A 26,558-nucleotide genomic window follows, 5' to 3' on the forward strand; every position below is an offset into this window, starting at 1 on the left:
TTATCCCGCCTGGCTGGTGGCTGCGAGCAGGCGTGTCCGCTCGTCCTCGACGCGGGTGACGTCACTGGACGGAATGTGGAAGTCCCGGTCGCAGTTGAAAGTATGCGCGATGGCGTAGCCGATCAGGGCGACGAAGCTGACGATCGCCAGCCACCAAATGTACCAGATGAGCGCCATGGCAAGCACCACGCTCAACCCGGCCAGGACGACGCCGGCTCCGGTGTTGCGCGGCATGTGGATGTCGCGGAAGCCCGTCAACGGACGCTGGTAGCCGCGATTCTTCATGTCCGTCCAGGCGTCGAGATCGTGGACGACCGGCGTGAAGGCGAAATTGTAGGCCGGCGGCGGCGAGGACGTCGCCCATTCGAGCGTACGCCCGTCCCACGGATCGCCGGTATCGTCGCGAAGCTGCTCGCGCCGGCGCACGCTGACGAATATCTGGATGAGGAAGGACAGGATGCCAAGCAGGATCAGGAAGGCGCCGAAGGCGGCGATGATGAACCAGATCTGCAGCGAGGGATCCTCAAAGGTGCGCAGCCGGCGCGTAACGCCCATCAGGCCAAGGATGTAGAGCGGCATGAAGGCGAACCAGAAGCCTACCACCCAGAACCAGAAGGACATCTTCCCCCAGAACGGATCGAGCCGGAAGCCGAATGCCTTGGGGAACCAGTAGCTGATGCCGGCAAACAGGCCGAACAGCACGCCGCCGATAATGACGTTGTGGAAATGCGCGACCAGGAACAGGCTGTTGTGGAGCACGAAGTCGGCCGGCGGAACCGCGAGCAGCACGCCGGTCATGCCGCCGACCACGAAGGTCAGCATGAAGGCGACGGTCCACATCATCGGCAGTTCGAAGCGGATGCGGCCGCGGTACATGGTGAACAGCCAGTTGAATATCTTGGCGCCTGTCGGGATCGAAATGATCATCGTTGTGATGCCGAAGAACGAGTTGACGCTCGCTCCCGATCCCATGGTGAAGAAGTGATGCAGCCAGACCAGGTAGGACAGGATGGTGATGACGATGGTTGCGTAGACCATCGATGTGTAGCCGAAGAGCCGCTTGCCGCAGAAGGCCGAGGTCACTTCGGAGAATATGCCGAAGGCCGGCAGGATCAGGATGTAGACCTCGGGGTGGCCCCAGATCCAGATCAGGTTCACGTACATCATCGGATTGCCGCCGAAGTCGTTCGTGAAGAAGTTGGTGCCGACATAGCGGTCGAGAGCCAGCAGGGCCAGCACCGCCGTCAGCACCGGGAAGGCGGCGACGATGAGCACATTGGTGCAGAGCGCGGTCCAGGTGAAGATCGGCATTCTCATCATGGTCATGCCTGGCGCGCGCATCTTGACGATGGTGCAGACCAGGTTCACGCCCGACAGCAGCGTGCCGACGCCCGCCACTTGCAGGGCCCAGATATAATAATCGACACCGACATCGGGACTGTAGCCGATACCCGACAGCGGCGGATAGGCAAGCCAGCCGGTGCGGGCAAATTCGCCGACGAACAGCGACATCATGACGATGACCGCGCCGCCGACCGTCATCCAGAAGCTGAAATTGTTGAGGAACGGAAACGACACGTCGCGCGCGCCGATCTGCAGCGGGACGACGAAATTCATCAGGCCCGTCACCAGCGGCATCGCCACGAAGAAGATCATGATCACGCCGTGCGCGGTGAAGATCTGGTCGTAGTGATGCGAATTGAGGTAGCCTTCCGAACCGCCGAAGGCCATCGCCTGCTGGAGCCGCATCATGATGGCGTCGCTGAAGCCGCGCAGCAGCATGACGATTCCGAGCACCATGTACATCACACCGATGCGCTTGTGGTCGACGCTGGTGAACCATTCGCGCCACAGATAGCCCCAGAGCTTGAAATAGGTCAGCGCGCCGACGAGGGCGATGCCGCCCAGCGCGACGACTACGAAGGTCGCGACCACGATGGGTTCGTGCAGCGGCAGCGACTCGAGCGTGAGCCGGCCGAAGATCGCCTTGAGAAGAGCAGGATTGTCGAACATGTCTTGCGTGGCGCCTCAGGAGTTGAAGGGCGACCGAAGCGTGCCGGTTGCGGAAGGTGACGGCAGTCGGATCGACAGGGGCGGTGGCCGTTGCAGACCAGCGCCGACTATCGGCGTCGAGGTCATCGGCGTGGCGGATTGATCAGCCTTCGAAGCGGCCAGTGCTTCTTCGGTCGTGCATATGCTGGCGACATAGAATGGGGCAGGGCCGAATATCGTGCCGCGCCGGGCGAACTTGTCATACAGCAGCGGCAGGGTGTTGCGGATGCCGGCCATTCCCAGCCCGCCCTTGGCATCGATCTGCGACATCTCGCTCATGCACATCTTGCCGGGCTCGACGCACATGTTGAGGATCGCCTTGTAGAGATCGGCATCCACCGCCGCATAGTGGCGCACGGGTTGGTTCTCGCTGGGCTGTTCGAGCTCCAGATAGCCGTTTCGGTCGAGCTTGCCGCCGCCGTCCTTTGCCTTCGCGATCCATGCCTGGAAACCGGCATCGTCTAGGCCGTGGAACGCGAAGCGCATTCCCGAGAAGCCGGCGCCGCTGTAGTTGGCGGAGAACCCTTCATAGTCGCCGGACTTGTTTATGACGGCGTGCAGCCTGGTTTCCATACCCGGCATCGCATAGATCTGGCCGGCCAGTGCTGGAATGTAGAAGGAGTTCATCACCGATGCGGAGGTGATGCGAAAGCTGATCGGCCGGTCGACCGGCGCAGCCAGTTCGTTGACCATGGCGACGCCGTACTCCGGATAGATGAACAGCCATTTCCAGTCGAGCGCGACGACTTCGACCTCAAGCGGGCGCACGTCCGGCGGCAGCGGCTTGCCGGCCGATACACGTCCGATCGGCCGATAGGGGTCGAGCAGATGCGTCCCCATCCACGTCACCGCGCCCAGGCAGATGATGATCAGAAGCGGCACAGCCCAAATGACGAGCTCGAGATGGGTCGAGTGGTCCCAATCCGGCTCGTAGCGCGCCTCGCGGTTGGACTGGCGGTATCGCCAGGCAAAGAATATGGTGAGAGCCATCACCGGTATGATGACGATCAGCATCAGTGCCGTGGACACCATCAGCAGGTCGCGCTGCTGCGCGGCGACGTCGCCGGCAGGGTTCATGACGACCATGCTGCAGGAGCCGAGCGATGCCAGCAGGGGCAGCAGGAAAAGGGTACGGAGACGGCTCAATGTATGACCTGTCGGTTGTTCCCCCCAGTGCTAGCCGCACCGCGGCAATGAAGGCATTGGACAATTTGTCCAATGCCGCAATGACGCGGCAGGCGTCATCAAAGCATCTGGCCCGCGCACATGGCAAGCGATCGTATGACACCGCGGCGGGGCGACGGAGAATGCTGTGAGCCCAACTTCGAAGATGGAAGCCGACGCAAGACGGATCAACGCGCGGCATCATGAGGTGAAGCCCGGCGAAATCGCCGTTGGCGTCATCATCGGCAGGACGTCGGAATTCTTCGACTTCTTCGTCTACGCGATCGCTTCCGTCATCGTTTTTCCGAAGCTCGTATTTCCTTATGCCGACCCGTTGACCGGCACGCTCTACTCCTTCGCCATCTTCGCGCTTGCCTTCATCGCGCGGCCGATCGGGACGGCGATCTTCACCGCGCTCGACCGCGCCTACGGACGCAGCGCCAAGCTCACCATCGCGCTGTTCCTGCTGGGGACCTCGACCGTGTCGATCGCCTTCGTGCCCGGCTACGACCAGATCGGCCCGGCTTCGGCCTGGCTGCTGGCCATGTTCCGGATCGGTCAGGGACTGGCGCTGGGCGGGACATGGGATGGACTTGCCTCGCTGCTGGCGTTGAATGCGCCCGAAAAGCGCCGCGGCTGGTATGCGATGATCCCGCAGCTGGGCGCACCACTCGGGCTCATCGTTGCCAGCGCCCTGTTTGCATATTTCGTCGGCAACCTGTCGGCCGAAGACTTCTTCAGCTGGGGTTGGCGCTACCCGTTCTTCGTCGCCTTCGCTATCAATGTCGTCGCCCTGTTCGCACGGCTGCGCATCGTGGTGACGCCGGAATACACCAAACTGTTCGAAGGCCAGGAACTGGAGCCGACTTCCGTCCGCGAGACGTTGCGCGCCGAAGGGCGCACTGTCGTGCTCGGCGCCTTCGCGCCGCTGGCGAGCTTCGCCCTGTTCCACATGGTGACGGTGTTTCCTCTGTCCTGGATTTTCCTGTTCACGCGCGAGGGACCGGCCCGGTTCCTGGTCATCGAGACGATCGGAGCCTTCTTCGGCCTGGCGGCAATCGCGATCTCGGGCTTCGTCGCCGACCGGGTTGGGCGCTGGCCCTTGCTAGGAGGCTCGGCGGTGGCCATCGCCGTTTTCAGCGGTTTCGCGCCACAGCTGCTCGATGGCGGCTTCGTCGGAGAGTCCGTCTTCATGGTATTGGGCTTCGTCCTGCTCGGCCTGTCGTTCGGCCAGTCTTCAGGAGCACTCGCCTCGAACTTTTCAAAGACCTACCGCTATACAGGTGCTGCGCTGACCTCGGACCTCGCCTGGCTGTTCGGCGCCGGCTTCGCCCCCATAGTCGCCCTGTTCCTGTCCGCCCATTTCGGGCTGATCTCGTCAGGCGCCTATCTGTTGTCGGGAGCGCTGTGCACGTTGCTGGCGCTGAGGCTCAACCAGCGCCTGGATCGGACGCCCGCTTGAGTGACCTGCTTGGCCAGGGCTGGGGACCTCCCGGCCCAATGACTCTGCACGACAAGACCAACAAACAGAATTTCCTGCTTCTGATCCAACTGCGCTGGATCGCGGTCGGTGGTCAGATCGTGACGATCCTGTTCGTCCGCTACGCGCTTGGCATCGGCCTGCCGCTGGTGCCGATGGCGGTGGTGATCCTGCTGCTGATCGCTCTCAATGTCGCCAGCCTGCGCCGGCACAGCAGCCAGGACGCGATCACCAACACCGAGCTGTTTCTTGGGCTGCTGCTCGACGTCACCGCGTTGACGGTCCAGCTTTACCTGAGCGGCGGCGCGTCCAATCCCTTCATTTCGCTTTACCTGCTCCAGGTCATCCTGGGCGCGGTGCTGCTGGAGACATGGTCGGTCTGGGCCCTTGTTCTCATTGCAAGCACGTGCTTCATCGCGCTGACCACTTTCTACCGTGAGATCAGCCTGCCCGCCGCACACGGTGCCGGGCTGTTCAGCTTGCACATCCAAGGCATGTTCATCTGTTTCGTCCTGGCGGCAACGCTTCTGGTGCTGTTCATCACCAGGGTCCAGAACAACATTCGCACCCGCGACGCCCATCTTGCGGATTTGCGCCAGCAGTCGGCGGAGGAGGCTCACATCGTCAGGATGGGCCTGCTCGCCTCTGGCGCCGCGCATGAGCTCGGCACGCCGCTGGCCACGCTTTCGGTCATCCTCAACGACTGGCAGCGCATGCCGGCTCTCGAGGCCGATCCGGATCTGGCGCAGGAAATCCGGGAGATGCAGGGCCAGTTGGACCGTTGCAAGAAGATCGTTTCGGGAATCCTGATGTCGTCGGGCGAATTGCGCGGCGAAGGCACGGTTCGCACCTCCATCGACACCTTCCTGGCGGAGCTGGTGGCCGAATGGAAATCGACACGGCTGCCGCAAGGTTTCGAATACACCAGGCGTTTCGGCGCCAACCAGGAGATCGTCTCCGATCCTGCGCTCAAACAGGTGATGTTCAATGTACTGGACAACGCACTTGAAGCGTCGCCTCTATGGGTCGGGTTGATCGTCAGCCGCCACGCTGACGATCTTATCGTCGAAGTTGTCGACGCGGGACCGGGATTTGAAGAAGCCATGCTTGCTGAATTCGGCAAGCCCTATACGTCGACCAAAAACCGGCCAGGTAGCGGGCTCGGCCTGTTTCTGGTCGTCAATGTCATCCGCAAGCTGGGGGGTAGCGTCACCGTAAGAAATAGAACCGAGGGGGGAGCTTCGGTTACGTTGCATCTGCCGCTGGCTGCTCTGTCTCCGCGAGGGCACAATGCCGACTAAACGCACGCTGTTGATCGTCGAGGACGACATCGCCTTTGCCAACGCACTGCGCCGGTCTTTCGAACGGCGTGACTACGAAACGCATAGCTGCCGGAGCGTCGACGGCGTGCATGCGCTGATCGGCACCGTTGCCTTCCAATATGCCGTCGTCGATCTCAAGCTTGCCAGCGGCTCGGGCCTGGAATGCGTCAGGGCGCTGCATGAGCACGATCCTGAAATGCGGATCGTCGTGTTGACCGGCTTTGCAAGCATCGCCACCGCTGTCGAGGCGATCAAGCTCGGCGCCTGCCAGTATCTTGCCAAGCCCGCCAACACCGACGACATTGAAGCCGCTTTCGGCCAGGTCGAGGGCAATGCTTCGGTGCCGCTCGCCGAGCGACCAACCTCGATAAAGAACCTCGAATGGGAGCGCATCCACGAAATGCTGGTGGAGGCCGACTTCAACATTTCCGAGACAGCACGACGGTTGGGCATGCACCGCCGGACGCTGGCGAGGAAGCTGGAGAAGAGGCGTGTGAAGTAGGCACGATCTACTGCATTCCAGTCGCCACATTGGGCCCACCCTGCCGTCGATGCACCGATGGGAATCACCCGCATAACGATTCCGGGAGCTTGTATTTCTCGGCTTCATCATGCGGTTCCAGGGATAGCCGCTCGATGCTGCGAGGCGAGGGTAGAGGCGAACGATGTCCTCAAAGGGAAAAAATTGGCAGGGCAGGGATTAAAATCCCCACATGCTCCGTAAACAGGACATGAAACCGTCGATGCCACGCTTTGACATCCTAGGACAGCTCGGTTCGCTGCGTCGCTATGCGCGCTCGCTGACGCGCGACAGCACCGACGCCGAGGATCTTGTCCATGACGCGCTGGTGCGCGCCTATGAGCGGCGCAGCACGTTCCGCTCCGGCGGAAACCTGCGCGCGTGGTTGCTGTCGATCGTCCACAACACCTTCATCGACAAGATGCGGTCCCGCAAGTCCGAAGCGTCGCGCGTCGAACAGGCTGGATACCTGGCCGACGGCAGCACGCCGGCACCACAGGAACATTCGGTGCGCCTGGCGCAGGTGCGCGAGGCTTTTTTCAGCCTGCCGGAAGAACAGCGTTCAGCGCTGCACCTCGTCGCCATCGAAGGCCTCTCCTATCAACAGGCCGCCGATGCCAGCGGCGTGCCGCTCGGCACGCTGATGTCGCGCATCGGCAGGGCGCGCGCCGCACTGCGCGAGATGGAGGAGCCGGCGAAGGCAAAAACCCATCTCAGGATCGTTGGAGGCCCGTCATGACCGCAACTGTCGATCCCGTGACCGATATCGACCTCGACGCCTATGTCGACGATCAGGTCGACGTCACCCGCCGCATCGAGGTCGAAGCATTCTTGTCCGCTCGCCCGGAGGCGGCGGCGCGCGTGATGTCGGATCTCAGGACCCGCGATGAACTGCGCGTGGCGCTTGCCGGTTCCGCAGGTTTGGCCGGCTCCAAGGGCATGGCGCGGCCCGCGACCGCCGATGCCGCGCGGCGGCTGGAGAGGGGGCTTGCCCGCGGCCGGCTCTTCGGCGTGTTGCAGCGCGCGGCGGCGGTCGCCGGCTTCGTCGCCGCCGGCTGGCTGGCAAACGGCATCATCGGGCCGATGTCGGTGACCAAGGTCGTCGCCTCGCCGCAGCCGCCCGCCTATGTCGACGAGGCGGTGCAGGCCCACAGGACGACGCTGGTGCGCGAGAGCATGCCCTCGCAGCCGGAAGCGCCCAATTACAACGCCGGCGAAATCCGCGCCGCCACTGCCATCGTCATGCCGTCGCTGCCGACGGATTGGAGGGTGCGCGACGTGCAGATCTATCCGTCGCGCTTTGGGCCGAGCGTCGAGATGGCGGTCGAGACGAAAGACATGGGGCTGGTGTCGCTGTTTGCGATCCGGCCCGGAACCTTCGACGTCGTCAAGCCGACGATAGCGCCCTCGGGCGACATTTCGTCGGCCTATTTCCAGATCGGCGATGTCGCCTATGCGGTGGTCGGACGAAGCGAGGTTCACGACCTCGACCGCGCCGCCGAGACGCTTGCCAAGACGCTTTACTGATCGATCCACAAAGGAGAACGCAAATGAACACCCCCAATCTGGGATATCGCGCCGGCGCCGGCGCCCAAACCGGAGCCATCTTCGACGAGGGCCTGCGCCAGCATATGCTGCGCGTCTACAACTACATGGGCGTCGGCCTTGTGGTCACCGGCCTCGTCGCCTTCATGATCTCATCGACGCCGGCGCTCTACGTGCCGATCTTCTCCAGCCCGCTGAAATGGGTGGTGATGCTGGCACCGCTCGCCTTCGTCATGTTGTTCTCGTTCAAAATGCAGACCATGTCGGCGGCGAGTGCCCAGGCGATGTTCTGGGCCTTCTGCGCGGTGATGGGCCTGTCGCTCGCCTCCGTGTTCCTGGTCTTCACCGGAACCAGCATCGCGCGCACCTTCTTCATCGCCGCCACCATGTTCGGCGCCACCAGTCTCTACGGCTACACGACAAAGCGCGACCTGACCCAGTTCTCGTCGTTCCTGATCATGGGCCTGATCGGCGTGGTGATCGCCAGCATCGTCAACATCTTCCTCGGCTCGACCGCGCTGCAGTTCGCCATCTCGGTGATAGGCATCGCCGTGTTCATCGGCCTGACCGCCTGGGATACGCAGACGATCAAAGAACAGTATGCCGAGAATTTCGACGCGGAATCGCGCCAGAAACTTGCCGTCTTCGGCGCCTTCTCGCTCTATCTGAATTTCATCAACATCTTCCAGCTGCTGCTGAATTTTACCGGCGAACGCGAATAACAACTATCCGCTGTGGGCAAGAGCGAGGGTTTTTGCTCTTGATGCGGAGAGGTGGCCGGAGGGAGATCCTCCGGCCACAATTCGTTCCTGCAGAACCAGGCTACACCTTGAGTCCCCAAGAGCTTTTGCTAGTCTGCCCACCGCGCCGGCCTTCAACAACGACCCGCGAGGAAATGTGGCACAGGACAGCCAAAGGCTTCATGGCGACGGCATCTCGGCGACCATTGTCGCGCAGGGCGCCGAACTGATTTCGCTGCAAGACGCGCACGGATTTGAGTTCCTGTGGCAGGCGGGGCCGGAATGGCGGCGGCACTCGCCGGTGCTGTTCCCGATCGTAGGGCGGCTGGCGGGCGATCATCTGCGCCATCGCGGCCGGACCTATTCAATGACGCAGCACGGGTTTGCGCGCGACAAGCCGTTTGCCTGGGGGCGGAAGGGGCCGCGATCCTGCACGCTGGTGCTCACTGACGACGCCGACACCTGGGCGCGCTATCCATTCGCCTTTCGGCTTGAAGTGACCTATACGCTGGTCCGCCAGCAGCTTGATGTGACTTTCGACATCTCCAACACCGGTGATGAGCTCCTGCCGGCATCGATCGGGGCGCACCCGGCATTCAATTGGCCCTTGCAGCCGGATTTGGCCAAGACGGATTACCGGCTGATCTTTGCCGGTGATGAGCCGGCGCCGATCCGCCGCCTTAAGGACGGACTGCTGCTGAAAACGCCACAGCCGACGCCTGTCGAAGGCAACATACTCCCGCTCTCCGAACGGCTGTTTGACGAGGACGCCGTGATTATGGACCAGATCGCCAGCACCAGCGTGCGTTATGCCGCCGAGCGTGGCCCGGCTCTGGAGATGTCCTGGCAAGGGGTTCGGGAGTTGGGCGTCTGGTCAAAGCCGGGCGGCGCGCCATTCCTTTGCATCGAACCTTGGCACGGCCTTGCAAGCCCGGTGGATTTCGATGGTGATTTTGTCGACAAACCAGGCCTGATGCTGGTCGCGCCGGGGGCAAAGCGCGTGATGAGCTATCAGATACGGCTGCTATGACGTTCCTGATCGGCAGATCCAGTCACGCCGGGAGTGCCCTATGAAGCTGCATTTCAGCCGCAATCCCAATCCTCGATTGGCGGTCGCGGCGGCACTCCATCTCGACGCGAAAGTCGAATTTGAATTCGCCTCGCCCTTCGCTCCGGGGCAGGCGGAGAAATATCGGCCGTTAAATCCCAATCTCTCACTGCCCATCCTTGTGGATGATGAGGGAAAGAGCCTCTGGGAGGCAGACGCCATAGCCTGCAGGCTCTCGCGCGACGCGCATTCGGATTTCTGGCGCACCGGCGATGACGAACCCGAGATGATCCGCTGGCTGAGCTGGGGCAAGGAGCACTTCGCACTCGCGTGCGACACTGTGCATTTCGAACGTGGGACCAAACAGCGGTACGGCATCGGCCCGATCGATCAGAAGCGGGTGGAGGAGGGCCTAAACCAATTCCATACGGCCGCGGCAATACTCGACGCCGTGCTTGCCGAGCGGCAGTGGCTGGCCGGGAATTCGGTTTCCTATGCCGATTTTCGAATGGCGACCTTTCTGCCGTTCAACGATGCCGCCAGATTGCCGCTCGACGATTATTCCTCTGTCAGCCGCTGGTACCGTCGGCTTGAAGACATCGGCGCCTGGCGTGACCCTTTCAAGGGGATGGATGCACCCGAATTGCCGCCGGTGCCGCAAACGGCTGTCGCGGACCAGCGGTGAGAACGCGCGCGAAGAGCCGCGCAGCAGGCCGAGTCTACCAAGGCAATGATGTGCGGGGGATCGGATGAATATCTATGTCCTGAGTGTGGTCGAAGGACAGGAATGGGTCCTTCCTCGACAGGCGGACGACTACCAGCTGTTTTCGACGCTCTGCGGCCGGAAGCAGACACAATGGCATCCGCCCGGGATGGAGATCCTGCGCGAACACGACGACGGTACGTTCCGGCAATATTCAGATTTTCCATGGCTTGGCGAGCATGTGCTCATCCTGCGGGCGAGGGCGTTGAAGTTGCTTCGGCCAACCCTCGAACCGTACGGTGAATTCCTGCCGCTTCGTGCTGACGAGCCAATATCGCTCTGCAATGTCACCACCGTGATCGATGCGCTGGACGAGGAACGTTCAAAGATCGTTCGCTTTGACGATGGCGGCGTAATGGTGATCGAAAGCCTCGTCCTTCGAGCGGACGCAATCGGCGGTACCGAGATATTCAAGCTGCCCGAGCGTGCGGACGGGGTGCGAATATCCGATATCTATCTGCAGGAGACGATCGTACGCCGGATCGGGGAGCTTGGGCTCAAGGGCATTGCTTTCAACTTGGTCTGGAGCGACGGGCCGGTCGGACAAGGCAGGATCGAATACCCAGGTGTGGAAAAGGGCAGTTCAACCGCAAGCTCGCTCACGCGCTTTTGGGCAGGTCTGCGGCGGAGAGCAGGATTTTGACGTCAAACCTGCCGGACGACGGTGCCGACCACATTGACGAGAAGGCGCGCGGCGGTCAGCGCTGACAGGTCGTCAATGTCAGCCGGAGGATAGAACTCGACAAGGTCGAACCCTGCGATCCGGGCCCGTCTGCCGAGGCCGGCGATCAGGTCGATCACCTCCATGTAGGTGAGGCCGCCGGGTGTACGCGCCGCCACGCCCGGCATGATGCTTGGATCGAGGCTGTCGCAGTCGAGGGTGACGACAACCCGCGCGCCTTCCGGAATATGCCGGAGCGCGGCTTCGACGCCCTGAGCGTGAACCTCGCGGGCGGTCACGAAGCGGCTGCCATAGCGCCGTGCCGCTTCGATCTCGGTGATGCGTGCGCTGCCGACGCTGCGCAGGCCGACTTGCACCATGCCTCCGACATGCGGCATCTCGCTCGCCCTGCGCATCGGGCTCGAATAGCCGTAGCGTTCGCCATGCACCTCGTCGCGCCAGTCGATATGGGCGTCAATCTGCAGGACCCAGACCGGCCCGTGCTCCGCAAAGCCGGAGAGGAAGGGAATGGTCATGGAACAGTCGCCGCCGATCAGGATCGGCACGGCCGGCAATACCAGGATTTCGCGCGTCTTTGCCTCGATCCTGACCCTGTTGCCGGCATTGTCATGCATGGTGGTCAAGATATCGCCGACGTCGATGCAAGAGGCCGGCTTGCCGTCGAACAGCGGGCCACCGAGATCGAAATCCCAGTGCTCGACGAGCGCGGCATCGTCCTGGCTCGCAGTTCGGATGGCATCCGCCGCCAAGGCATGGCCGCGGCTGTCCTTGCCGGGATAAGTGCTGCCGTGACCGGCTCCGAAGATCACTGCGCGGGGCATGTGACCATCTGTCAGGCGATCGGGAAAGCCGAGAAAGGGAGGCGAGGGTGTCATGGCTTGATGGATCCTGATGATGGCTTAGCGCACGCCAATCGGTTGCGTCTAAGTCAAGCGCCTCGGCTTCAGCTTTGTGGGCCGATTGGGTAAGCCCAATAAACTCTAAAACAATCGAGATCGATCACCCACCTGGTGTTTCAAATTTGGGCCAATGGGACATTGGCGGTGGCATGGGCCGATCTCGAGGCGACATTGCGCTGCCGACGAGGACGTTGGCGGTTTGGATCGGCAGGCGCGATCCCGAAATTTCCAGTGCGTGACGAGAATGAACCTTGGCTGGTCGCCTGGTAGCGGAACCAGGCGAGGTTCACGTTGTTACCACAGCGGGCGACTACCGGTTGCCGGATTCGGAGTCATCGTTTCATGACCAATGGTCCATTGCCTGAAAACGTTCTGGTCTCGCTTCCCAAGATCGATGCAAAAGCGGCGCCGACGCTCAAAAATGCCGAGGCGGAGGTATTTTACACGGAAGCAATCCGCGAGCTTACCGCCACCGACATACCCTTTCTGGTCGCCGGGACTTACGCGGTAAGCGCTTATACGGGTGTCACCCGCCAGACCAAGGACCTCGATATTTTCTGCAAGGCAGGCGATTACGCGCGGATCCTCGCCCATTTCAAGCAGCTTGGATATGCCGTCGAAATCGAGGATGACCGGTGGCTCGGCAAGGTGTTCAAGGGCACGCATTTCTTCGACGTCATATTCGGCTCGGCCAACGGCACGGTGCCTGTTGGCGACCTGTGGCTGGAACACGCCCGCCAAACAGAGCTGTTGGGCAGCAGGGTGCGGATCATCGGCCCGACCGAACTCATCTGGTCCAAATGCTTTATCCAGGACAGAGGGCGACACGATGGCGCCGATATCGCTCATACGATTCTCAAGGCGGGCGATCAGATCGATTGGCACCGGCTGCTTTCTTATCTGGAGGTTCATTGGGAGGTTCTGTTGATGCAGCTTATCAATTTCAGATGGATCTATCCGAGCGAGCGCGATCATATCCCGGCGTGGCTGCTCGATGAATTGCTCGACCGCCTCGCCAAGCAACGGCAGTTGCCGTCTCCAAGGATGAAGATCTGCCGTGGGCGGCTGCTTTCGCAAACCGATTACGAAATCGACGTCAAGGAATGGGGCTTCGCCGGCGTCGGTGGTGTGGGAGAATTCCGTGATGGCTGATCCCGTCAAGAGCAGCGGGCCCAAGGACGGCGCACGCGCGCTCAAAGTTGCCGCGGTCGGGGATCTCCATGTGCGGGAAGATGCGCAAACCTCGTATCGAAACCTCTTCGGCGAAATTTCGAGCGAAGCGGACATTCTCGTTCTCACGGGAGATCTGACCAATCTCGGCAAGCCTCGTGAAGCGGAGATGCTGGCCGAGGATCTGCGCAACTGCTCGATCCCGGTCGTGGCGGTGCTCGGCAATCATGACTACGAGTCTGGTGCGGTGGAAGACGTCACGAACATCCTGCGCCAGGCGCATGTTCATCTCCTCGACGGGCAGGCAGTCGAAATCGAAGAGGTGGGTTTTGTCGGCGTGAAGGGATTCATAGGCGGCTTCGGGTCACGCATGCTCGGCTCATTCGGTGAACCGGCCATCAAGACGATGGTCGCCGAAAGCGTGAACGAGGCAATGCGACTTGAAAACGCAATGCGCCAGGTGCGGGCGAAGCGCACGCTGGTGATCCTCCACTATGCGCCGATTGCCGACACAGTCGCGGGAGAACCGCCGGAGATATTTCCATTTTTGGGCTCTTCACGCCTGGCGGAGACGATCGATCGATTCCAGGTTAGTGCTGTCGTGCACGGTCATGCACATCGCGGTTCTTACGAAGGTCAAACGCCTGGCGGAGCCAAGGTCTACAACGTCGCCATGCATGTGACCAAGCCAAGCGGCCGCCCCTACGCCTTGCTCGAAATCTGACGCCAGCGGCATGCGCCGTGGTGCCCATTGGCCTGAACTCAATTGGTGGCGTTGATCGACTTCGCCAACTCTTCCAGCTTCCGGGGATCGTTGCCGTGACGGCGCACCAGTTCGCGAGCCTGCCTGGACGGCAAATCGGTCGTGGCCGCCAGTTGTCGCACCTGCTGATCGTCGATGGCGACCTGCGGCAATGTATGGTCGATATTTCCTTGCTTGTCCTTCATTGCGCTTCTCCTTGATCCCTGTCGATGACAACGGCTCGAAAATCCGACCGGTTCCGAACGATCTGCAAACTTTTGGGCCGGCACCTGGGCGGACCAACATGCGCGTGCCCTGAGGGCGTAACGATCTCGATGGCTGGATTCTGCCAGGAACCATGCCACGGCGCACGAGTTGTTCCGACTGAACGGAGATAGTTAGATGCCACAGCCAAGACAGCCAGACCCAAATCGCGATGTGCCCGTGCCGCCTCCAACATGGAAGCCCCAGCCGATCGAGGAACCCGAACCGGAAAGGCTCCCGGACGAGACCCCGCTGCCCAATCCCGACGAGAATGAAGAGCCTCCCGTCCACGCATAGACGAAGGGGAGCTTCTTTATCGCGGGGCAAGTGCGCAACCTCGAGACAGAAAGCCCATCGCCTGCAGATCGGCAAAGTTGAATGGTTGCTTCGGCGCCTCAAGTCGTCGTCTGGATGATCAGGGTCAGCGTGCCATCGCCATCTATGTTTGCAGCGACAACCTGCGAGGAATTGAGCCCATTCGCCCTCAAAGCCGATGTCGCCTGAGGCGAAGCATCGACTGAGTTTTGCAGGCGAAGCAAATCTTCGGCGCTGGTTTGATTGATCACGGCATCCGCCTGCGCCTTGATTTCGTCAGGCAAATCCTCGACGGCGATAATGGCAACGCCGGTGAAATTCAAATCAGCAGAGCCTGGATCTGGCAGCGCCAGCTCCGGTTGCACTTCGCCCTGCGGTGGCGTCACCTGGGGAGGCTGCGGGCCAACAGTTTGGGCGTAGACGGGCTGAATGATGACCGCCCCGGAAAGTGCGAGAGCTATCGTCAACATGCGCATGGTCGCTCCTTGCATCCTCGAGGAGATTTTGAAGAAACCCCCATGCTGAGCGATGGTTCCCGCGGGGCTGGTCCCGCCGGGCGATTTCGTCCCAACTCACCCCAGAGAGACGCCGAAAACCTTGGCCAGGGCGTCCGTCACACGGCTGTCTCCCAACCGGTTGGGCGGTTTCGTACGGAATCGTACCATCGATTGATCTGCACCTTGGACAGGATCAAAATCAAGCAGAGGTGACCATGGGAGGGAGCCGCATGAGCATCGCCAGATGGGCAATAAGACCTGTCGGTACCGCCAAGGCGTTTCTGGCAGAGGAGCTTCGAAGTGCGCGATACGGCGACATTGTTTCGGTCAAAGCGGCGATAGAGGCCGCTCGCAGGGACGCGCCTTATTTGCAGGACACAGACGATGAGTTGATGGAGACGATCGTCGAGCTGGCACGGGAACTGGGGCTGGCCGTCCTTTTTGACTCTCGCGATTGACCGATGAGCCATGGCTGGAGGACTCACCGGCGGTTGAAGCGATTTGGTACGAAATCGACAATTGGCTCATGGCCGAAAATGCGCAATCATTGGGAAATGGGACGACGGTTGGACGACAAACTCGATTGCAAGGCTTGTGGGACTATCCAAATGGACATTCCCGACAACGCGGAGGAATCGACGCCAATTCATTGCAGCAATTGCGGCGCCTTTCTCGGCGAGTGGGGCGAATTGCAGGACGATTTCTACCGTCAGGCTCGCGGTACCGAAGCATTCGACTTGCGCAACGGAACCATTATCAAGAAGTAGCGCGCAACAACGCGGCCTCCGAATAACATCGGTAAATCCACAGGGGTTGGCAGATCTAGCCGACGTCGATGACGACCATCAACCCGCCGCCGCCCTTCTCCTCGACATTGTTGTTCGTCGTGTGATGCGGGATGTGGCAGTGAATGAGCCACTTGCCGGGACGCAGCGCCTTCCACACGACGTCATAGCGCTGTCCCGGTCCGACATTGATGGTATCGGCCAGGAAGCGTGCCGAGGGAGAAAGCGTCTCACCGTCACGGGCGACGACCTCGAAGGGTCCGCCATGGATATGCATTGGATGGACGAAGCCGTTGTTGGTGCCGATGAAACGCACCTTCAGCGTCTCGCCCACCTTCATAGGAATGGTGTCGGTTGCGGGATAGGCCTTACCGTTGATGGTGAAGAAGTTCGGCATGCCGCCTTCCATTGGCATTGAGGGGTAGGTCAGCCCATCACGCACCAGCCATTCCTGAAGTTCGATGACATAGTCGTGGTCAGCCGGAACCTCGTCGGCAGGATTGGCGGGATCGATGATCAGCGCCCCATAAAGCCCCAGCGCCTGGGTGCGGTCCGGCTTGGCATGCGGATGATAGAAATAGGTCCCGTGCTGGGTCGCGGTGAATGCATAGGAATAGGATTGTCCAGGTTCGATCGGCGGCTGGGTGATCTCGGCAGGCCCATCCATCTGGTTCGGCAGAATCATGCCGTGCCAATGCACCGTGGTTTCTTCGGGCAGGTCGTTGGTGACGTCGATGCGAACCTTATCGCCCTGGCGAATGTGGATGCGCGGACCGGGAATCTGGCCATTGTAGGCATAGGCGTCGACCGCGACGTTGGGCAGGATCTGCCAGCGGACCACCGATGGTCTGAGCTCGAACACCTTGACGCCGTTCTCCAGGCGGAATGGCAGTTCCTGGTCGCCCTTGGCGGCAAGAGCATAGGACGAGGTAACGCGACGCGGATCGGTTGCAGCCATGTCACGCATGGCCTCCGCCGGCGTGTCGCGACCCATGATCATGCCTTGCGGCATGATCGCGCCGCCGACGTCACGCGCCGAAAGCGTCAGGTTCAGCCAGTTGGCCGGCGCGGCCATGCCGATCGCCAGCGCCAACACCGACACAATACCGAGGGCCGCAATCTGCGGCGTGGTAGCGTCCGTCTCCATCTGGTGGCCGCTGCGTTTGGACTTATGGGAGGTGTTGCGGCTTCGTCGGCCGTCGCCGGCGTTGGGGTGATGCATAGCATGCTGTTGGTGGGCGGTCGGCTCTCCACTGCTCGTTTCGTTCGCCTGCGGGCGCTGCGTCATCAATCCGTGCTTCAGCCCGCGCGCGACCAGCCAGACATTGGCCGGATAGGCGAGCGTGAAGCCAGCGATGACGCCGATCGACATCACGCCCCAGAACAAAAGCTCGTTCGGCTCCATGGCGCGCATGTCGCGCCCCATCATCAGAAAGCTCATGACGGGTGCCATGCCGGCCATCATGAAATTCATCGAGATGAACTCGGGCAGGAAGCTCTTGCGCACGTTCTCCCGGTAGGTGCCGCCCATCATCGATTTCATGAACAGCGATTGGAAGATGAACAGGCCGAAGGCAAAGCCCGCCAGATATTCGACGATGAGGTCGAGCCACATCGGCAAGCCAAGCGTTGCCGTGATGACTGCGGCGAGAATGATGCCGGTCGCATCGCCGGCAACGCAGTGGATGGTCGAACCGACCCCCTGTTTCCACAGCGGCCTGGTAAAGTCTTCATGCTCGCCCGGCCGTGGCTCCTTGTCTGCAAGCACATAAAGCAGCAGCCCCAATGGACCCATATAGAGGGTCACCAGGATGAAACCCCATTTCATCACCACCGGTTCGGGATTGTTGCGGTATTGATCGAAGCCGACATAAAGCGTCGAGGCGGCGGCAAGAGCGAACCAGACGGCAAGGAAATAGTCGATTGGCTGGATGAACATGGATGCATCCCGTCGCGGATCAGTGGCTTGTCACAAGCAGCCCCGTCGATGAACGCAGCCGGCGTGTTTATGATCCCGCCGGCCCAATCCGGTTGTGTCGAATTCTCCAGCCTGGCGCTCTTGTCGAAGCATTAACGCGCGGTAATTCCCTTGAAGGCGTGGGCGCTTCGCTGCCTCAACAGGAGCTGGCCATGAAACATCAAACACTCGACCAACTGCATGCCGTCGCCAAGATTGAATCGTCGGCTGCCTATTCCGCAATGACACGAAATCAGCGCGTAGAGCGCTGGGCTGAACTGCTGGAGCGTAATCCCGAGCGATGCCTTGGGGCCTTTGCAGGCACTGAACATTTGCATCCTGAAGCACGTGCGATGATGCGGGGCGAGGGTACGGCAATTTCGGTTGCCTTCGAAGATCCAGTGCTGCGCGCATCGGGTTTGAAAGACGACACATATGGTGAGGCAAAGCGCTTTTTCGAGTTGAACGACTGGCAGTTGCACGACATCGTCTGCGATTGCCACGTCGGCTCAACCATGAAAGCGCGCTGGGCTGCGACGCGGGTCCGCTCAGCCATCAGCGGCAGGTTCTTTGCGTGGTTGCGGCAAAGGATAATGCGCTGACCGTAGTTGGGGATCGTCGTCGCTTCGGTGCGGCATACGATCCCCTGTCTTGCCGATTGGATGTCTTGCCGATTGGATGTCTTGCCAATCGGAGGTCTCGCCGATGCGGATCAACGCTTGTCCTGGTATAGCCGCTCGGTCGCTCGGTCGCTCTCCCTTCGTTCGGCGGGTCCACGCCGACGGCGTGCGATAACGGCATAGGCCATCAGCACGATCAGCAGCAATGGGCCGCCGGCAACGACGACCAACCACATGATATCTCCAAACATGGCGCCATCTCCTTTCCCAGACAACCGGCGAGGAGGAGAACCGTTCCGCGCAGCAGGCCACCTCGGTCGCCCCTGGTCATTAACTTACGAATTGCGCTCGTAGGTTCCGATGAGTTCAGCCTGCTCAAGCGAATGTTTCTGCGCCTCCCGCCAGATGCGCTCGATGCCCACGCTGGCTGGAATGGCAAGGCTCGGGATGTCGAGCGCGGCCAGCCGGAAATGGTAATGGTGAACGCCATGTCCGACCGGCGGCTCAGGGCCGTCGTAATAGGCGTTGCCAAAATCATTCGTTGCTTGCCTGAGGGCGCCCGGACCCGGCTTGCCGCTTTCGGCCTCGGGAAGTTCCCTTGTGTCCGGGGAGATGTTGAACACCGCCCAATGACCAAACGTTCCGCTCGGCGCGTCAGGATCCTGAACGACGAGAACAAGGCTCTTTGCTTCATCTGGCACTCCAGACCATTTCAGCGGCGGCGATACGTTTTTGCCGTCTCGTGTGTATCTTTCGGGAATTTGTCCGCCTTCGGCAAAGGCGGCACTGCTAAGGGCAAGTGGCATGGTTCACTCCTCCGGCGAAGTTGATCCCAGCGACGCGCAGGGCAGCTATTTGTTGGTCCGCATCTTTTGTCTTGGATCGATCCCGCCAGCGGCGGTCGTGTCGTTTTCGACGTCACCTTCGACCGTGTTCTCGCCTTCAAGCTCGAACTCTTCGCCTTCCTTGATCGTTCCCTTGGAAGTCCCGATACCAGGATTATTCGCCAAGTCGGCATCGCTTGGTTTTTTCCATTTCGGATGTTTGGTTCCGGTCATGAGAAAACTCCTTCGACGGGGATTGCAGTTTTGAAATCGCAGACCGGATAATTCGTTCCGGTTCCACGCCTCGGCTTCTTCATTGGTTTGCCGCGCGCCGGCTAAAGCCCGAATGGATAGGTGTCGGGAACGCCGGTTCTTGCATGCTCCGGGCCAAGCGGCGTCACTGCCGCGGTTTTGTCGAACCATACGAACGCGTCGAACTGCCGGGGCAGGGAAGCGTCCGCATAGTGGCTGCCCAGCTCGGTTTCCGGCCGGTAGATCACGCCGATAAATCGCTCCAGCCTTCGTTCCAGCAACCGCTCACGCAGCGTTGTGTCGCGCCCGAGGTCGAGCAGGAACCGCGACACAAGGGAATCGTGGCAAAGCCGTTCGTAGCTGTCGGCGTGCGACGCGCGAATTTGCTTCACCTCCATTTTGCCATCCCAGTTGCTGGCGGCCGCTACAGTGCCGGAATGCGTGCCCATACCGATCAGCGCTGCCTCATCCCCGAAACGCTGCCGGCAGAGTTGGCCGATGTTCAGTTCGTCCCTGACGACGCCCATCTCGGTAAAGCGGGCATCGCCGATATGGGAATTGTGCGCCCACACCACGGCCTTGGCGTTGGGGCCGCCGGCATGCAGCAAATGTTCCAACGTTTCGAACATGTGCGTGTCGCGCAGGTTCCAGGACTCCGCACCGCCATAGTACATGATCCGGTAATAGTGTTCGGCGGACGCGATCAGCCGGGCATTCTGACTGGCGTCGAGAAAGTCGGTGCCGTCCCTTTTCGCATATTCGAGCTGTTTGGCGAGCAAGTCCCGGCATTGTTCCAGCACCGCTTTTTCGCATTTTTGATAGCCGGCGGTGAGCACCGCGCGGCCGTAGGTGGACGGTTCGTGTTGCCAGGGCGTCAGACAGCCATAGCGTTCGCGCGCGATCTTGGCTGCCTGGGGATCGACCCGGTCGAGATAGTCGAGGACCGCGCCGATGGAACCGCTCATATTGTAGATGTCGAGGCCGTAGAACCCTGCTTGCTCCAAAGGCTCTAGCTTCTCGTTGTGACGGCGCATCCAGTCGGTGAAGGCCGCGACATCGGTGTTGCGCCACATCCACGTCGGAAATCGCTGGAATGGCGCACCAGTGCCGGTTCGGGGCCGACGATGGCGAACGTAGCGGTCGATCGCCGCCGCGTCGGGCCAGTCCGCCTCGACCGCGACGATGGTGAAGCCGTGGCGTTCGATGAGCCTGCGGGTGATTGCCGCGCGCGCCCTGTAGAATTCGGACGTGCCATGGCTTGCCTCGCCAAGCAGAACAATGCGCCGGTCGGCGAACCGATCGAACAATGCGCCGAAGGCCGGATCGTCGAAATCGGGCAGGGGTTCGGCCGCGGCCGCGATCATATCAGGCAGGCTGATCGGATGGGGATGTCGAAGCGGACGACCGACGTCGGTGACCGTGCCGTTTTCCGACCAACCCTGCTCGCCGATCAGAGGGACGAAGCGCACACCGCCGAAATCCTCCTCGCTATAGGTTGCGGCGCCTGTCCGGGTGACTTTGAGCAGACGTTGCAAATCCGGGTCGTCGCCGACCGGAATGACGAGCCTGCCGCCGACATCGAGTTGCTCCTGAAGGGCGAGCGGTGCGCCGGGACCGCTGGCTGTCACCACGATGGCATCGAACGGCGCCGCCTGCGGCCAGCCCTTGGTGCCATCGCCTGTCCGAACCTCGATGTTTTGGTAGCCGAGTTTTTCAAACCGCCGCTTCGCGGTTTCGGCCAAACCGGGATGACGCTCTATCGTGTAGACCTGTTCGACGATCCGGCTCATCACCGCGGCCGCGTACCCCGAGCCGGTGCCAATTTCGAGCACATGGTCACCCGGTTTGACATCCGCCATCTCGATCATGAACGCGACGATGTAGGGTTGCGATATGGTCTGGCCGTCGGCGATCGGCAGCGGCGTGTCTTCATAAGCAAATTCCTCGAAGCCGGGTTCGACGAAGGCCTCGCGTGGAACTTCGCGCATAGCCTGCAGAATCTCACGGTCATGGATGCCGCGCCGGCCGACATGGATTTTGACCATTCGATCACGGGCACGAGGAAGATCGAGCATCTTTTAGCTCCCCTTTGGTGCAACGCTTCGAGGCGATCCTTCGCGGTACCTGCCTTGAGCCTGCCTTCGCGATTCCAGTTTCTAACCGCCAGAAGACTTCAAGGTTCCCGACTATCTGCGGACAGAGCCGTGTGCCCGCCGGGATAGCGTCCGGTCTCTTGGCTGCGCGGGTCGCGACGCCGCCCCGGACGGCGGCAGTCGGGGGTTGCTCAAGCGCAAAAATGCCCCAGTTATCACCAGCGAACCGAAGCTGGAGATGTCGATGAACGACAAGGCAGCCGCGACGCCGCAGGCTATCGGCCACGAACGGATCGACCTCTTGGACCGTTACTGGCGCGCCGCGAATTATATCTCGGTCGGCCAGATCTACCTGCTCGACAATCCGCTGTTGCGCGAACCGTTGAAGGCCGAACATGTCAAGCCGCGGCTGCTTGGACATTGGGGCACGACGCCGGGGCTGAATTTTCTCTACCTGCATATGAACCGCGTTATCCGCGAAAGCGACCTTGATGTTCTGTTTATCTGCGGCCCGGGCCATGGCGGTCCCGCAATGGTTGCCAACACCTGGCTCGAGGGCACCTATAGCGAGATCTATCCCGATATCGGGCAGGGCGAAGACGGCCTCAGGAAACTGTTCCGGCAGTTTTCCTTCCCCGGCGGCGTGCCAAGCCATGCCGCGCCCGAGACGCCCGGCTCAATCCATGAGGGCGGTGAACTGGGATATGCCTTGGTCCATGCCTTCGGTGCGGCCTTCGACAATCCGGACCTGGTGGTTGCCTGCGTCGTTGGTGACGGCGAAGCCGAGACCGGTCCGCTCGCGGCGGCATGGCATTCCAACAAGTTCCTGAACCCGATGTCGGACGGCGCCGTCCTGCCGATCCTGCATCTCAACGGCTACAAGATCGCCAGCCCAACGATCCTCGGCCGCATGGACGACCAGGAATTGCGAAAGCTTTTCGCCGGCTATGGCTACGAACCGTTCTTCGTCGAAGGCCACGAGCCGCTTTCCATGCACCAGTCGATGGCCGCGACGCTCGACACGGTGCTCGATCGCATCCGGTCCATTCAGGAGCAGGCACGGGCTCCGGGATGGCATGGTCAACGCCCGCAATGGCCGATGATCGTGCTGCGCAGCCCCAAGGGGTGGACAGGTCCCAAGGAGGTCGATGGCGAGAAGGTTGAGGGTTTCTGGCGCTCGCATCAAGTGCCGGTGTCGAACGCACGCGGAAATGAGGACCACCGCACGATCCTCGAAAACTGGATGCGAAGCTACAAACCGGAAGAGCTGTTCGATGAAAGCGGACACCTGTTGCCAGAGCTAGCGGCACTTGCCCCAACAGGGACAAAGCGCATGGGTGCAAGCCCGTACGCGAATGGCGGACTGCTGAAGCGCGATCTTGTGCTTCCAGACTGGAAAAGCCTGGGGCTGGAAGTGCCGCGTCCAGGTGGCGTCATCGCTGAAGCGACGCGGATTTGCGGAAGCTATCTTCGCGAGGTGTTCCGCCTCAATGCCGAGGCGCGGAATTTTCGCCTGATGGGGCCGGACGAGACGTCATCCAACCGCCTCGATGAGGTGTTCGAAGTTACCGATCGGATCTGGATGCAGCGCATCGAACCCTACGACGTCCATCTTTCCCGTGACGGACGTGTCATGGAAGTGCTCAGTGAGCATCTTTGCCAAGGGTGGCTCGAAGGCTATCTGCTCACCGGCCGGCACGGCCTGTTCTCCTGCTATGAAGCCTTCATCCACATTGTCGATTCGATGGTCAACCAGCATGCCAAATGGCTGAAGACCTCCGGCGAGCTTGCCTGGCGCAAGCCGATCGCCTCGCTCAATTACCTTTTGACCTCCCATGTCTGGCGGCAGGACCACAATGGTTTCAGCCATCAGGATCCGGGCTTTGCCGATCTGGTCGCCAACAAGAAGGCCGATACGGTAAGGCTCTATTTTCCGCCGGACGCCAACACCCTGCTGTGGATCACCGATCATTGCCTGAGAACCTATAACCGCATCAATGTCATTACCGCCGGCAAGCAGCCGGCACCGCAATGGCTGTCCATTGAAGAAGCCGAAGCGCATTGCAAGGCGGGGGCGGGCATCTGGGAATGGGCCGGTACGGTTGCTCAGCGCGAGGAGCCCGATGTGGTCATGGCCTGCGCCGGCGATGTGCCGACCCTGGAAACGTTGGCCGCGACCGACATTCTGCGCTCTGCGATCCCCGACCTGAAAATACGTGTCGTCAATGTTGTCGACCTGATGACGCTGCAGTCGAACACCGAGCACCCGCACGGCCTCGCCGATGGAGACTTCGACGCGTTGTTCACGAAGACACGGCCTGTCATCTTCGCCTATCACGGCTATCCCTATCTCATTCATCGCCTGACCTACCGTCGCGCCAACCATGACAACATGCATGTGCATGGCTTCCGCGAGGAGGGCACCACGACGACGCCGTTCGACATGGTGGTGCTCAATGAACTCGATCGCTACCACCTCGCGCTCGCCGCCATCGAACGCGTGCCGGGACTGGCCGAAAGGGCCGAAGGGCTTGCGGGCGAACTCCACGACCGGCTGGTGAAGCACAGGGCCTATGTCCGCGAGCACGGCGAAGACATGCCCGAAATCCAGGAATGGAGCTGGCCCGGCAAAAGCGCGGCAAAGGCGCGCCGATGACCCGCCGGTCGATCCTGGCGCTGAATGCCGGTTCGTCCAGCATAAAGTTCGCGCTTTACGATATTGCCTCGTCGCAGGATCTGCAGCTCGTTTCACGCGGCACGTTGGACTTGGGCGACACACCCACACTCCGCGCAAAAGCGGCCAACGGAACGGTGCAGTGCGAGCGGCAGCTCGCCGCCGACAAGTCGCGTGATGCGGCCATAGGCGAGATGCTGAATTGGGTGCAGAGCGAAATTGGCGAAAGAAACCTGCTCTGCGCCGGCCATCGCGTCGTGCATGGCGGAAGCGAATTCATCGAACCTGTCCGTCTTACCCCAGACATCATCGACGCCATCGACAGGTTGACGCCGCTTGCTCCGCTGCATCAGCCTCGCAGTCTCGCGCCGGTCCGCGCGATAGCTGCCTTGCAACCGGACTTGCCACAGGTTGGCTGTTTCGACACCGCTTTCCACCAGACGATCGATCCGCTCGTGCGGCGCTTCGCCCTTCCGCGCCAGTATGAAGGGCAAGGCTTGCGCCGCTACGGGTTTCACGGTCTCTCCTATGAATACATCGCCGGGCGGCTCAGCGGGATATCGCCAACTCTTGCGGCGAAACGCACCATCGTCGCCCATCTCGGCAATGGTGCCAGCCTTTGCGCTTTGCAGCAGGGCAAGAGCATCGATACGACGATGGGGTTTTCGGCGCTGGATGGCCTCGTCATGGGCACGCGGTGCGGCGCCATCGATCCCGGCGTGCTGTTGTACTTCCTGCTGGAAAGAGGCATCGCGGCTGAGGAACTGCAGACAATCCTCTACGAGAAGTCGGGACTGCTCGGCGTATCCGGTATTTCGGGCGACATGAGGACGCTGGAAGCGAGCAATGATCCTCGCGCTCATGAGGCGATGGCGCTTTTCGCCTTTCGCGCCGCGAGAGAGGCCGCGGCGCTTGCAAACACGATGGGTGGTCTTGAATGCCTCGTGTTCACCGCCGGCATCGGCGAACGGTCCGCGTCTATCCGCAACGCCATATGCGAAAAATTGACCTGGCTTGGCGTGGTGCTTGAAGAACACGCCAACGACACCCACGCCGAAATCATCAGTCGGTCGGAGAGCAAGGTGGAGGTGCGCGTGATTGCGACCGATGAGGAAAGTGTCGTTGCACGTCACAGCCGCAAGGTGATGCAAGCCTGAAGGCTCGCCATCGGCATCTGAAGTCGGCTGTCGGTTCGGCCCGACAAAAGCGCGGGCAAGGGTATTCCCTGTACGAAAATTACCAAGCGAGCGGTCGGGGGAACCAACTGCCCATGGAAATATTGTGCGAGCAATCCCGGCTAACCCCGAGACCGTCGGCACGATGATCAGGCCGACAGCCTTACTTCAGGCTTTGGCTGAGGAATCCATGTTTACGGACGACGTTGCGGTGAGGCGCCTGAAAATCCTGGTCGAGCAATATGTCGAGACACGCAAGAAGCGCCACGATGTGATCTCTACAGCCAACGCCGGAACCGCAATCCGAGAGGTGATGCCAAGTTGCCCGCTTTCGGGAAAGGCCTTCGATGATCTGATTGCGGCCTGCGCCATAGAGCATGGCCTCGCCGTGCTCTTCGACAATCCGGGTATATCAGGCACTGAAATCTGAGGCTGGCGCTTCCGAGGCCACCATCGCGATGAGCAGGAGTTCAGTCGGCATGTCCAGATACTTTTTCGACCTTCGAGATGAGAGCGGAAGCTTGCAGGAGGATCCGGAGGGCCAGGAATTTCCTGATCTCGCGAGCGCCGAGGAAAACGCGATGGCGTCGGCGAAGGAAATCCTCGCCGAAGAGCTGCTGCATGGCAAGCCGCTGCGTACCGGATTGGCCTTCGAGATTTTTGACGAGAACCGCAACCTGGTGCTGCGCTTCCCCTTTGCGCTCGCGGCCGAAAAGGCCGGGGCACCCCCTTAATACCGAATTGCCTGGCGGCCGATCGCTTGCAGGGTCATACAGGTCGGGCGTCAATGTGGATCCTATCCTTCCGCCTTGAAGTTTCTGGCTTCTTTCTCGACCTTGGGGCTGTCCTTGCCATGCTTTCGCATGAGCTCCTTGGCCTGCTTGGGTGAGACGTCGGTGGTCTCTGCCAAGCGCAGCGCCTTCTTGTCCTTGCTTTCGGTCTTCTGCTTCTTGGCCGTCATGGCTCTTGAACTCC

The 26,558-nt window shown here is 61.0% G+C and carries 29 protein-coding genes; 18 read left to right on the forward strand and 11 right to left on the reverse strand.

Features of this window, described 5'->3' with window-relative positions; all coding sequences use genetic code 11:
- Together cyoB and cyoA are read right to left on the reverse strand one after the other, a co-directional pair.
- The gene (cyoB, locus tag NKH06_RS14550) at positions 1-2,013 is read right to left on the reverse strand and encodes a cytochrome o ubiquinol oxidase subunit I (RefSeq protein ID WP_352441529.1); all 2,013 of its coding nucleotides are present in this window, start codon (positions 2,011-2,013) and stop codon (positions 1-3) included.
- Positions 2,014-2,028: 15 nt separating this feature from the next.
- Entirely contained in the window at positions 2,029-3,198 is a 1,170-nt protein-coding gene (gene cyoA / locus NKH06_RS14555; protein ID WP_352893320.1) for a ubiquinol oxidase subunit II, read from the reverse strand.
- A 184-nt stretch (positions 3,199-3,382) separates the two neighbouring features.
- Between cyoA and NKH06_RS14560 the strand changes: the two genes are divergently transcribed.
- The 9 genes from NKH06_RS14560 to NKH06_RS14600 all read left to right on the forward strand — a co-directional run bounded on the left by NKH06_RS14560 (position 3,383) and on the right by NKH06_RS14600 (position 11,277).
- A complete protein-coding gene (locus NKH06_RS14560; RefSeq protein ID WP_164780145.1) occupies positions 3,383-4,678 on the forward strand; it encodes an MFS transporter in 1,296 nt (431 codons plus the stop codon).
- A 38-nt stretch (positions 4,679-4,716) separates the two neighbouring features.
- Positions 4,717-5,997, forward strand: coding sequence for an ATP-binding protein (locus NKH06_RS14565; RefSeq protein WP_352893322.1), 1,281 nt, complete (start codon positions 4,717-4,719; stop codon positions 5,995-5,997).
- Positions 5,987-6,520, forward strand: a complete 534-nt coding sequence (locus NKH06_RS14570; protein WP_023812014.1) for a response regulator transcription factor — start codon at positions 5,987-5,989, stop codon at positions 6,518-6,520. Before NKH06_RS14565 ends, NKH06_RS14570 begins: the two co-directional genes overlap by 11 nt.
- A 241-nt stretch (positions 6,521-6,761) precedes the next feature.
- Positions 6,762-7,277, forward strand: a complete 516-nt coding sequence (locus NKH06_RS14575) for a sigma-70 family RNA polymerase sigma factor (RefSeq protein ID WP_352893323.1) — start codon at positions 6,762-6,764, stop codon at positions 7,275-7,277.
- On the forward strand, positions 7,274-8,065 hold the full coding sequence (locus tag NKH06_RS14580) for an anti-sigma factor family protein (protein WP_127294473.1): 792 nt from the start codon (positions 7,274-7,276) through the stop codon (positions 8,063-8,065). The genes NKH06_RS14575 and NKH06_RS14580 overlap by 4 nt, the downstream gene beginning before the upstream one ends.
- A 23-nt stretch (positions 8,066-8,088) precedes the next feature.
- Entirely contained in the window at positions 8,089-8,805 is a 717-nt protein-coding gene (locus NKH06_RS14585) for a Bax inhibitor-1/YccA family protein (protein WP_352865945.1), read from the forward strand.
- Positions 8,806-8,980: 175 nt separating this feature from the next.
- The gene (locus NKH06_RS14590; RefSeq protein ID WP_352865951.1) at positions 8,981-9,853 is read left to right on the forward strand and encodes an aldose 1-epimerase family protein; all 873 of its coding nucleotides are present in this window, start codon (positions 8,981-8,983) and stop codon (positions 9,851-9,853) included.
- 40 nt (positions 9,854-9,893) lie between these two features.
- Complete coding sequence (locus tag NKH06_RS14595) at positions 9,894-10,556, forward strand: glutathione S-transferase family protein (protein WP_352893324.1); 663 nt, start codon at positions 9,894-9,896, stop codon at positions 10,554-10,556.
- Between the two features lie 64 nt (positions 10,557-10,620).
- On the forward strand, positions 10,621-11,277 hold the full coding sequence (locus tag NKH06_RS14600) for an imm11 family protein (RefSeq protein WP_352630643.1): 657 nt from the start codon (positions 10,621-10,623) through the stop codon (positions 11,275-11,277).
- A 2-nt stretch (positions 11,278-11,279) separates the two neighbouring features.
- Here the strand turns inward: NKH06_RS14600 and NKH06_RS14605 are convergent, their stop codons facing one another.
- Positions 11,280-12,191 carry an agmatinase gene (locus NKH06_RS14605; RefSeq protein ID WP_352721409.1) on the reverse strand — a complete coding sequence of 304 codons (912 nt, stop codon included), beginning with the start codon at positions 12,189-12,191 and terminating at the stop codon, positions 11,280-11,282.
- Between the two features lie 366 nt (positions 12,192-12,557).
- Here NKH06_RS14605 and NKH06_RS14610 point away from each other — a divergent pair, with 366 nt between their 5' ends.
- Positions 12,558-13,367 (forward strand): nucleotidyltransferase family protein, encoded by an 810-nt coding sequence (locus NKH06_RS14610; protein WP_023812007.1) that lies wholly within the window; start codon positions 12,558-12,560, stop codon positions 13,365-13,367.
- The gene (locus NKH06_RS14615; RefSeq protein ID WP_023812006.1) at positions 13,360-14,109 is read left to right on the forward strand and encodes a metallophosphoesterase family protein; all 750 of its coding nucleotides are present in this window, start codon (positions 13,360-13,362) and stop codon (positions 14,107-14,109) included. Before NKH06_RS14610 ends, NKH06_RS14615 begins: the two co-directional genes overlap by 8 nt.
- Before the next feature lie 38 nt (positions 14,110-14,147).
- Here the strand turns inward: NKH06_RS14615 and NKH06_RS14620 are convergent, their stop codons facing one another.
- Both NKH06_RS14620 and NKH06_RS14625 read right to left on the reverse strand, forming a co-directional pair.
- Positions 14,148-14,333: a hypothetical protein gene (locus NKH06_RS14620; RefSeq protein ID WP_023812005.1), complete on the reverse strand. Its 186-nt coding sequence runs from the start codon at positions 14,331-14,333 to the stop codon at positions 14,148-14,150.
- Positions 14,334-14,786: 453 nt separating this feature from the next.
- On the reverse strand, positions 14,787-15,182 hold the full coding sequence (locus NKH06_RS14625) for a hypothetical protein (protein ID WP_023812004.1): 396 nt from the start codon (positions 15,180-15,182) through the stop codon (positions 14,787-14,789).
- Between the two features lie 251 nt (positions 15,183-15,433).
- Here NKH06_RS14625 and NKH06_RS14630 point away from each other — a divergent pair, with 251 nt between their 5' ends.
- Complete coding sequence (locus NKH06_RS14630; RefSeq protein WP_023812003.1) at positions 15,434-15,661, forward strand: hypothetical protein; 228 nt, start codon at positions 15,434-15,436, stop codon at positions 15,659-15,661.
- Between the two features lie 150 nt (positions 15,662-15,811).
- Positions 15,812-15,970: a hypothetical protein gene (locus NKH06_RS14635; RefSeq protein ID WP_023812002.1), complete on the forward strand. Its 159-nt coding sequence runs from the start codon at positions 15,812-15,814 to the stop codon at positions 15,968-15,970.
- A 55-nt stretch (positions 15,971-16,025) separates the two neighbouring features.
- Here NKH06_RS14635 and NKH06_RS14640 read toward each other — a convergent pair whose 3' ends face one another.
- Positions 16,026-17,927 (reverse strand): multicopper oxidase domain-containing protein, encoded by a 1,902-nt coding sequence (locus NKH06_RS14640; RefSeq protein WP_352893326.1) that lies wholly within the window; start codon positions 17,925-17,927, stop codon positions 16,026-16,028.
- A 191-nt stretch (positions 17,928-18,118) separates the two neighbouring features.
- Between NKH06_RS14640 and NKH06_RS14645 the strand changes: the two genes are divergently transcribed.
- Complete coding sequence (locus NKH06_RS14645) at positions 18,119-18,547, forward strand: hypothetical protein (RefSeq protein WP_023812000.1); 429 nt, start codon at positions 18,119-18,121, stop codon at positions 18,545-18,547.
- A 110-nt stretch (positions 18,548-18,657) separates the two neighbouring features.
- Here NKH06_RS14645 and NKH06_RS14650 read toward each other — a convergent pair whose 3' ends face one another.
- The 4 genes from NKH06_RS14650 to NKH06_RS14665 all read right to left on the reverse strand — a co-directional run bounded on the left by NKH06_RS14650 (position 18,658) and on the right by NKH06_RS14665 (position 21,716).
- Positions 18,658-18,816: a hypothetical protein gene (locus NKH06_RS14650; protein ID WP_352721411.1), complete on the reverse strand. Its 159-nt coding sequence runs from the start codon at positions 18,814-18,816 to the stop codon at positions 18,658-18,660.
- An 84-nt stretch (positions 18,817-18,900) separates the two neighbouring features.
- On the reverse strand, positions 18,901-19,371 hold the full coding sequence (locus tag NKH06_RS14655) for a YbhB/YbcL family Raf kinase inhibitor-like protein (RefSeq protein ID WP_128304464.1): 471 nt from the start codon (positions 19,369-19,371) through the stop codon (positions 18,901-18,903).
- A gap of 45 nt (positions 19,372-19,416) precedes the next feature.
- On the reverse strand, positions 19,417-19,623 hold the full coding sequence (locus NKH06_RS14660) for a hypothetical protein (RefSeq protein ID WP_013531530.1): 207 nt from the start codon (positions 19,621-19,623) through the stop codon (positions 19,417-19,419).
- 101 nt (positions 19,624-19,724) lie between these two features.
- Positions 19,725-21,716 (reverse strand): protein-L-isoaspartate(D-aspartate) O-methyltransferase, encoded by a 1,992-nt coding sequence (locus NKH06_RS14665; protein ID WP_352893328.1) that lies wholly within the window; start codon positions 21,714-21,716, stop codon positions 19,725-19,727.
- A 262-nt stretch (positions 21,717-21,978) separates the two neighbouring features.
- Here NKH06_RS14665 and NKH06_RS14670 point away from each other — a divergent pair, with 262 nt between their 5' ends.
- The 4 genes from NKH06_RS14670 to NKH06_RS14685 all read left to right on the forward strand — a co-directional run bounded on the left by NKH06_RS14670 (position 21,979) and on the right by NKH06_RS14685 (position 26,317).
- Complete coding sequence (locus NKH06_RS14670) at positions 21,979-24,390, forward strand: phosphoketolase family protein (RefSeq protein WP_352893329.1); 2,412 nt, start codon at positions 21,979-21,981, stop codon at positions 24,388-24,390.
- Positions 24,387-25,565, forward strand: a complete 1,179-nt coding sequence (locus tag NKH06_RS14675; protein ID WP_352893331.1) for an acetate/propionate family kinase — start codon at positions 24,387-24,389, stop codon at positions 25,563-25,565. The genes NKH06_RS14670 and NKH06_RS14675 overlap by 4 nt, the downstream gene beginning before the upstream one ends.
- 208 nt (positions 25,566-25,773) lie before the next feature.
- Positions 25,774-26,013, forward strand: a complete 240-nt coding sequence (locus NKH06_RS14680; RefSeq protein ID WP_031213489.1) for a hypothetical protein — start codon at positions 25,774-25,776, stop codon at positions 26,011-26,013.
- Positions 26,014-26,062: 49 nt separating this feature from the next.
- Complete coding sequence (locus NKH06_RS14685; RefSeq protein WP_023811993.1) at positions 26,063-26,317, forward strand: DUF6894 family protein; 255 nt, start codon at positions 26,063-26,065, stop codon at positions 26,315-26,317.
- 62 nt (positions 26,318-26,379) lie between these two features.
- On the opposite strand, the gene NKH06_RS14690 is transcribed toward NKH06_RS14685, so the two are convergent.
- Positions 26,380-26,544, reverse strand: a complete 165-nt coding sequence (locus tag NKH06_RS14690) for a hypothetical protein (protein WP_023811992.1) — start codon at positions 26,542-26,544, stop codon at positions 26,380-26,382.
- Positions 26,545-26,558 lie beyond the last annotated feature (14 nt).

It is taken from the genome of Mesorhizobium sp. M1342 (assembly GCF_040317955.1).
GTDB lineage: Bacteria > Pseudomonadota > Alphaproteobacteria > Rhizobiales > Rhizobiaceae > Mesorhizobium.

Excerpts from the sequence above, each read along its gene's own strand:
- NKH06_RS14560 (WP_164780145.1), top strand. The coding sequence starts at position 3,383 with ATGGAAGCCGACGCAAGACGGATCAACGCGCGGCATCATGAGGTGAAG.
- NKH06_RS14680 (WP_031213489.1), top strand. The coding sequence starts at position 25,774 with ATGTTTACGGACGACGTTGCGGTGAGGCGCCTGAAAATCCTGGTCGAG.
- NKH06_RS14665 (WP_352893328.1), bottom strand. The coding sequence starts at position 21,716 with ATGCTCGATCTTCCTCGTGCCCGTGATCGAATGGTCAAAATCCATGTC.
- NKH06_RS14630 (WP_023812003.1), top strand. The coding sequence starts at position 15,434 with ATGAGCATCGCCAGATGGGCAATAAGACCTGTCGGTACCGCCAAGGCG.
- NKH06_RS14570 (WP_023812014.1), top strand. The coding sequence starts at position 5,987 with ATGCCGACTAAACGCACGCTGTTGATCGTCGAGGACGACATCGCCTTT.
- NKH06_RS14575 (WP_352893323.1), top strand. The coding sequence starts at position 6,762 with ATGCCACGCTTTGACATCCTAGGACAGCTCGGTTCGCTGCGTCGCTAT.
- NKH06_RS14640 (WP_352893326.1), bottom strand. The coding sequence starts at position 17,927 with ATGTTCATCCAGCCAATCGACTATTTCCTTGCCGTCTGGTTCGCTCTT.
- NKH06_RS14645 (WP_023812000.1), top strand. The coding sequence starts at position 18,119 with ATGAAACATCAAACACTCGACCAACTGCATGCCGTCGCCAAGATTGAA.
- NKH06_RS14605 (WP_352721409.1), bottom strand. The coding sequence starts at position 12,191 with ATGACACCCTCGCCTCCCTTTCTCGGCTTTCCCGATCGCCTGACAGAT.
- NKH06_RS14565 (WP_352893322.1), top strand. The coding sequence starts at position 4,717 with ATGACTCTGCACGACAAGACCAACAAACAGAATTTCCTGCTTCTGATC.
- NKH06_RS14635 (WP_023812002.1), top strand. The coding sequence starts at position 15,812 with ATGGACATTCCCGACAACGCGGAGGAATCGACGCCAATTCATTGCAGC.
- NKH06_RS14625 (WP_023812004.1), bottom strand. The coding sequence starts at position 15,182 with ATGCGCATGTTGACGATAGCTCTCGCACTTTCCGGGGCGGTCATCATT.
- NKH06_RS14660 (WP_013531530.1), bottom strand. The coding sequence starts at position 19,623 with ATGACCGGAACCAAACATCCGAAATGGAAAAAACCAAGCGATGCCGAC.
- NKH06_RS14620 (WP_023812005.1), bottom strand. The coding sequence starts at position 14,333 with ATGAAGGACAAGCAAGGAAATATCGACCATACATTGCCGCAGGTCGCC.
- cyoB (WP_352441529.1), bottom strand. The coding sequence starts at position 2,013 with ATGTTCGACAATCCTGCTCTTCTCAAGGCGATCTTCGGCCGGCTCACG.
- NKH06_RS14615 (WP_023812006.1), top strand. The coding sequence starts at position 13,360 with ATGGCTGATCCCGTCAAGAGCAGCGGGCCCAAGGACGGCGCACGCGCG.
- NKH06_RS14690 (WP_023811992.1), bottom strand. The coding sequence starts at position 26,544 with ATGACGGCCAAGAAGCAGAAGACCGAAAGCAAGGACAAGAAGGCGCTG.
- NKH06_RS14580 (WP_127294473.1), top strand. The coding sequence starts at position 7,274 with ATGACCGCAACTGTCGATCCCGTGACCGATATCGACCTCGACGCCTAT.
- NKH06_RS14670 (WP_352893329.1), top strand. The coding sequence starts at position 21,979 with ATGAACGACAAGGCAGCCGCGACGCCGCAGGCTATCGGCCACGAACGG.
- NKH06_RS14585 (WP_352865945.1), top strand. The coding sequence starts at position 8,089 with ATGAACACCCCCAATCTGGGATATCGCGCCGGCGCCGGCGCCCAAACC.
- NKH06_RS14675 (WP_352893331.1), top strand. The coding sequence starts at position 24,387 with ATGACCCGCCGGTCGATCCTGGCGCTGAATGCCGGTTCGTCCAGCATA.
- NKH06_RS14595 (WP_352893324.1), top strand. The coding sequence starts at position 9,894 with ATGAAGCTGCATTTCAGCCGCAATCCCAATCCTCGATTGGCGGTCGCG.
- NKH06_RS14600 (WP_352630643.1), top strand. The coding sequence starts at position 10,621 with ATGAATATCTATGTCCTGAGTGTGGTCGAAGGACAGGAATGGGTCCTT.
- NKH06_RS14685 (WP_023811993.1), top strand. The coding sequence starts at position 26,063 with ATGTCCAGATACTTTTTCGACCTTCGAGATGAGAGCGGAAGCTTGCAG.
- NKH06_RS14650 (WP_352721411.1), bottom strand. The coding sequence starts at position 18,816 with ATGTTTGGAGATATCATGTGGTTGGTCGTCGTTGCCGGCGGCCCATTG.
- NKH06_RS14610 (WP_023812007.1), top strand. The coding sequence starts at position 12,558 with ATGACCAATGGTCCATTGCCTGAAAACGTTCTGGTCTCGCTTCCCAAG.
- NKH06_RS14655 (WP_128304464.1), bottom strand. The coding sequence starts at position 19,371 with ATGCCACTTGCCCTTAGCAGTGCCGCCTTTGCCGAAGGCGGACAAATT.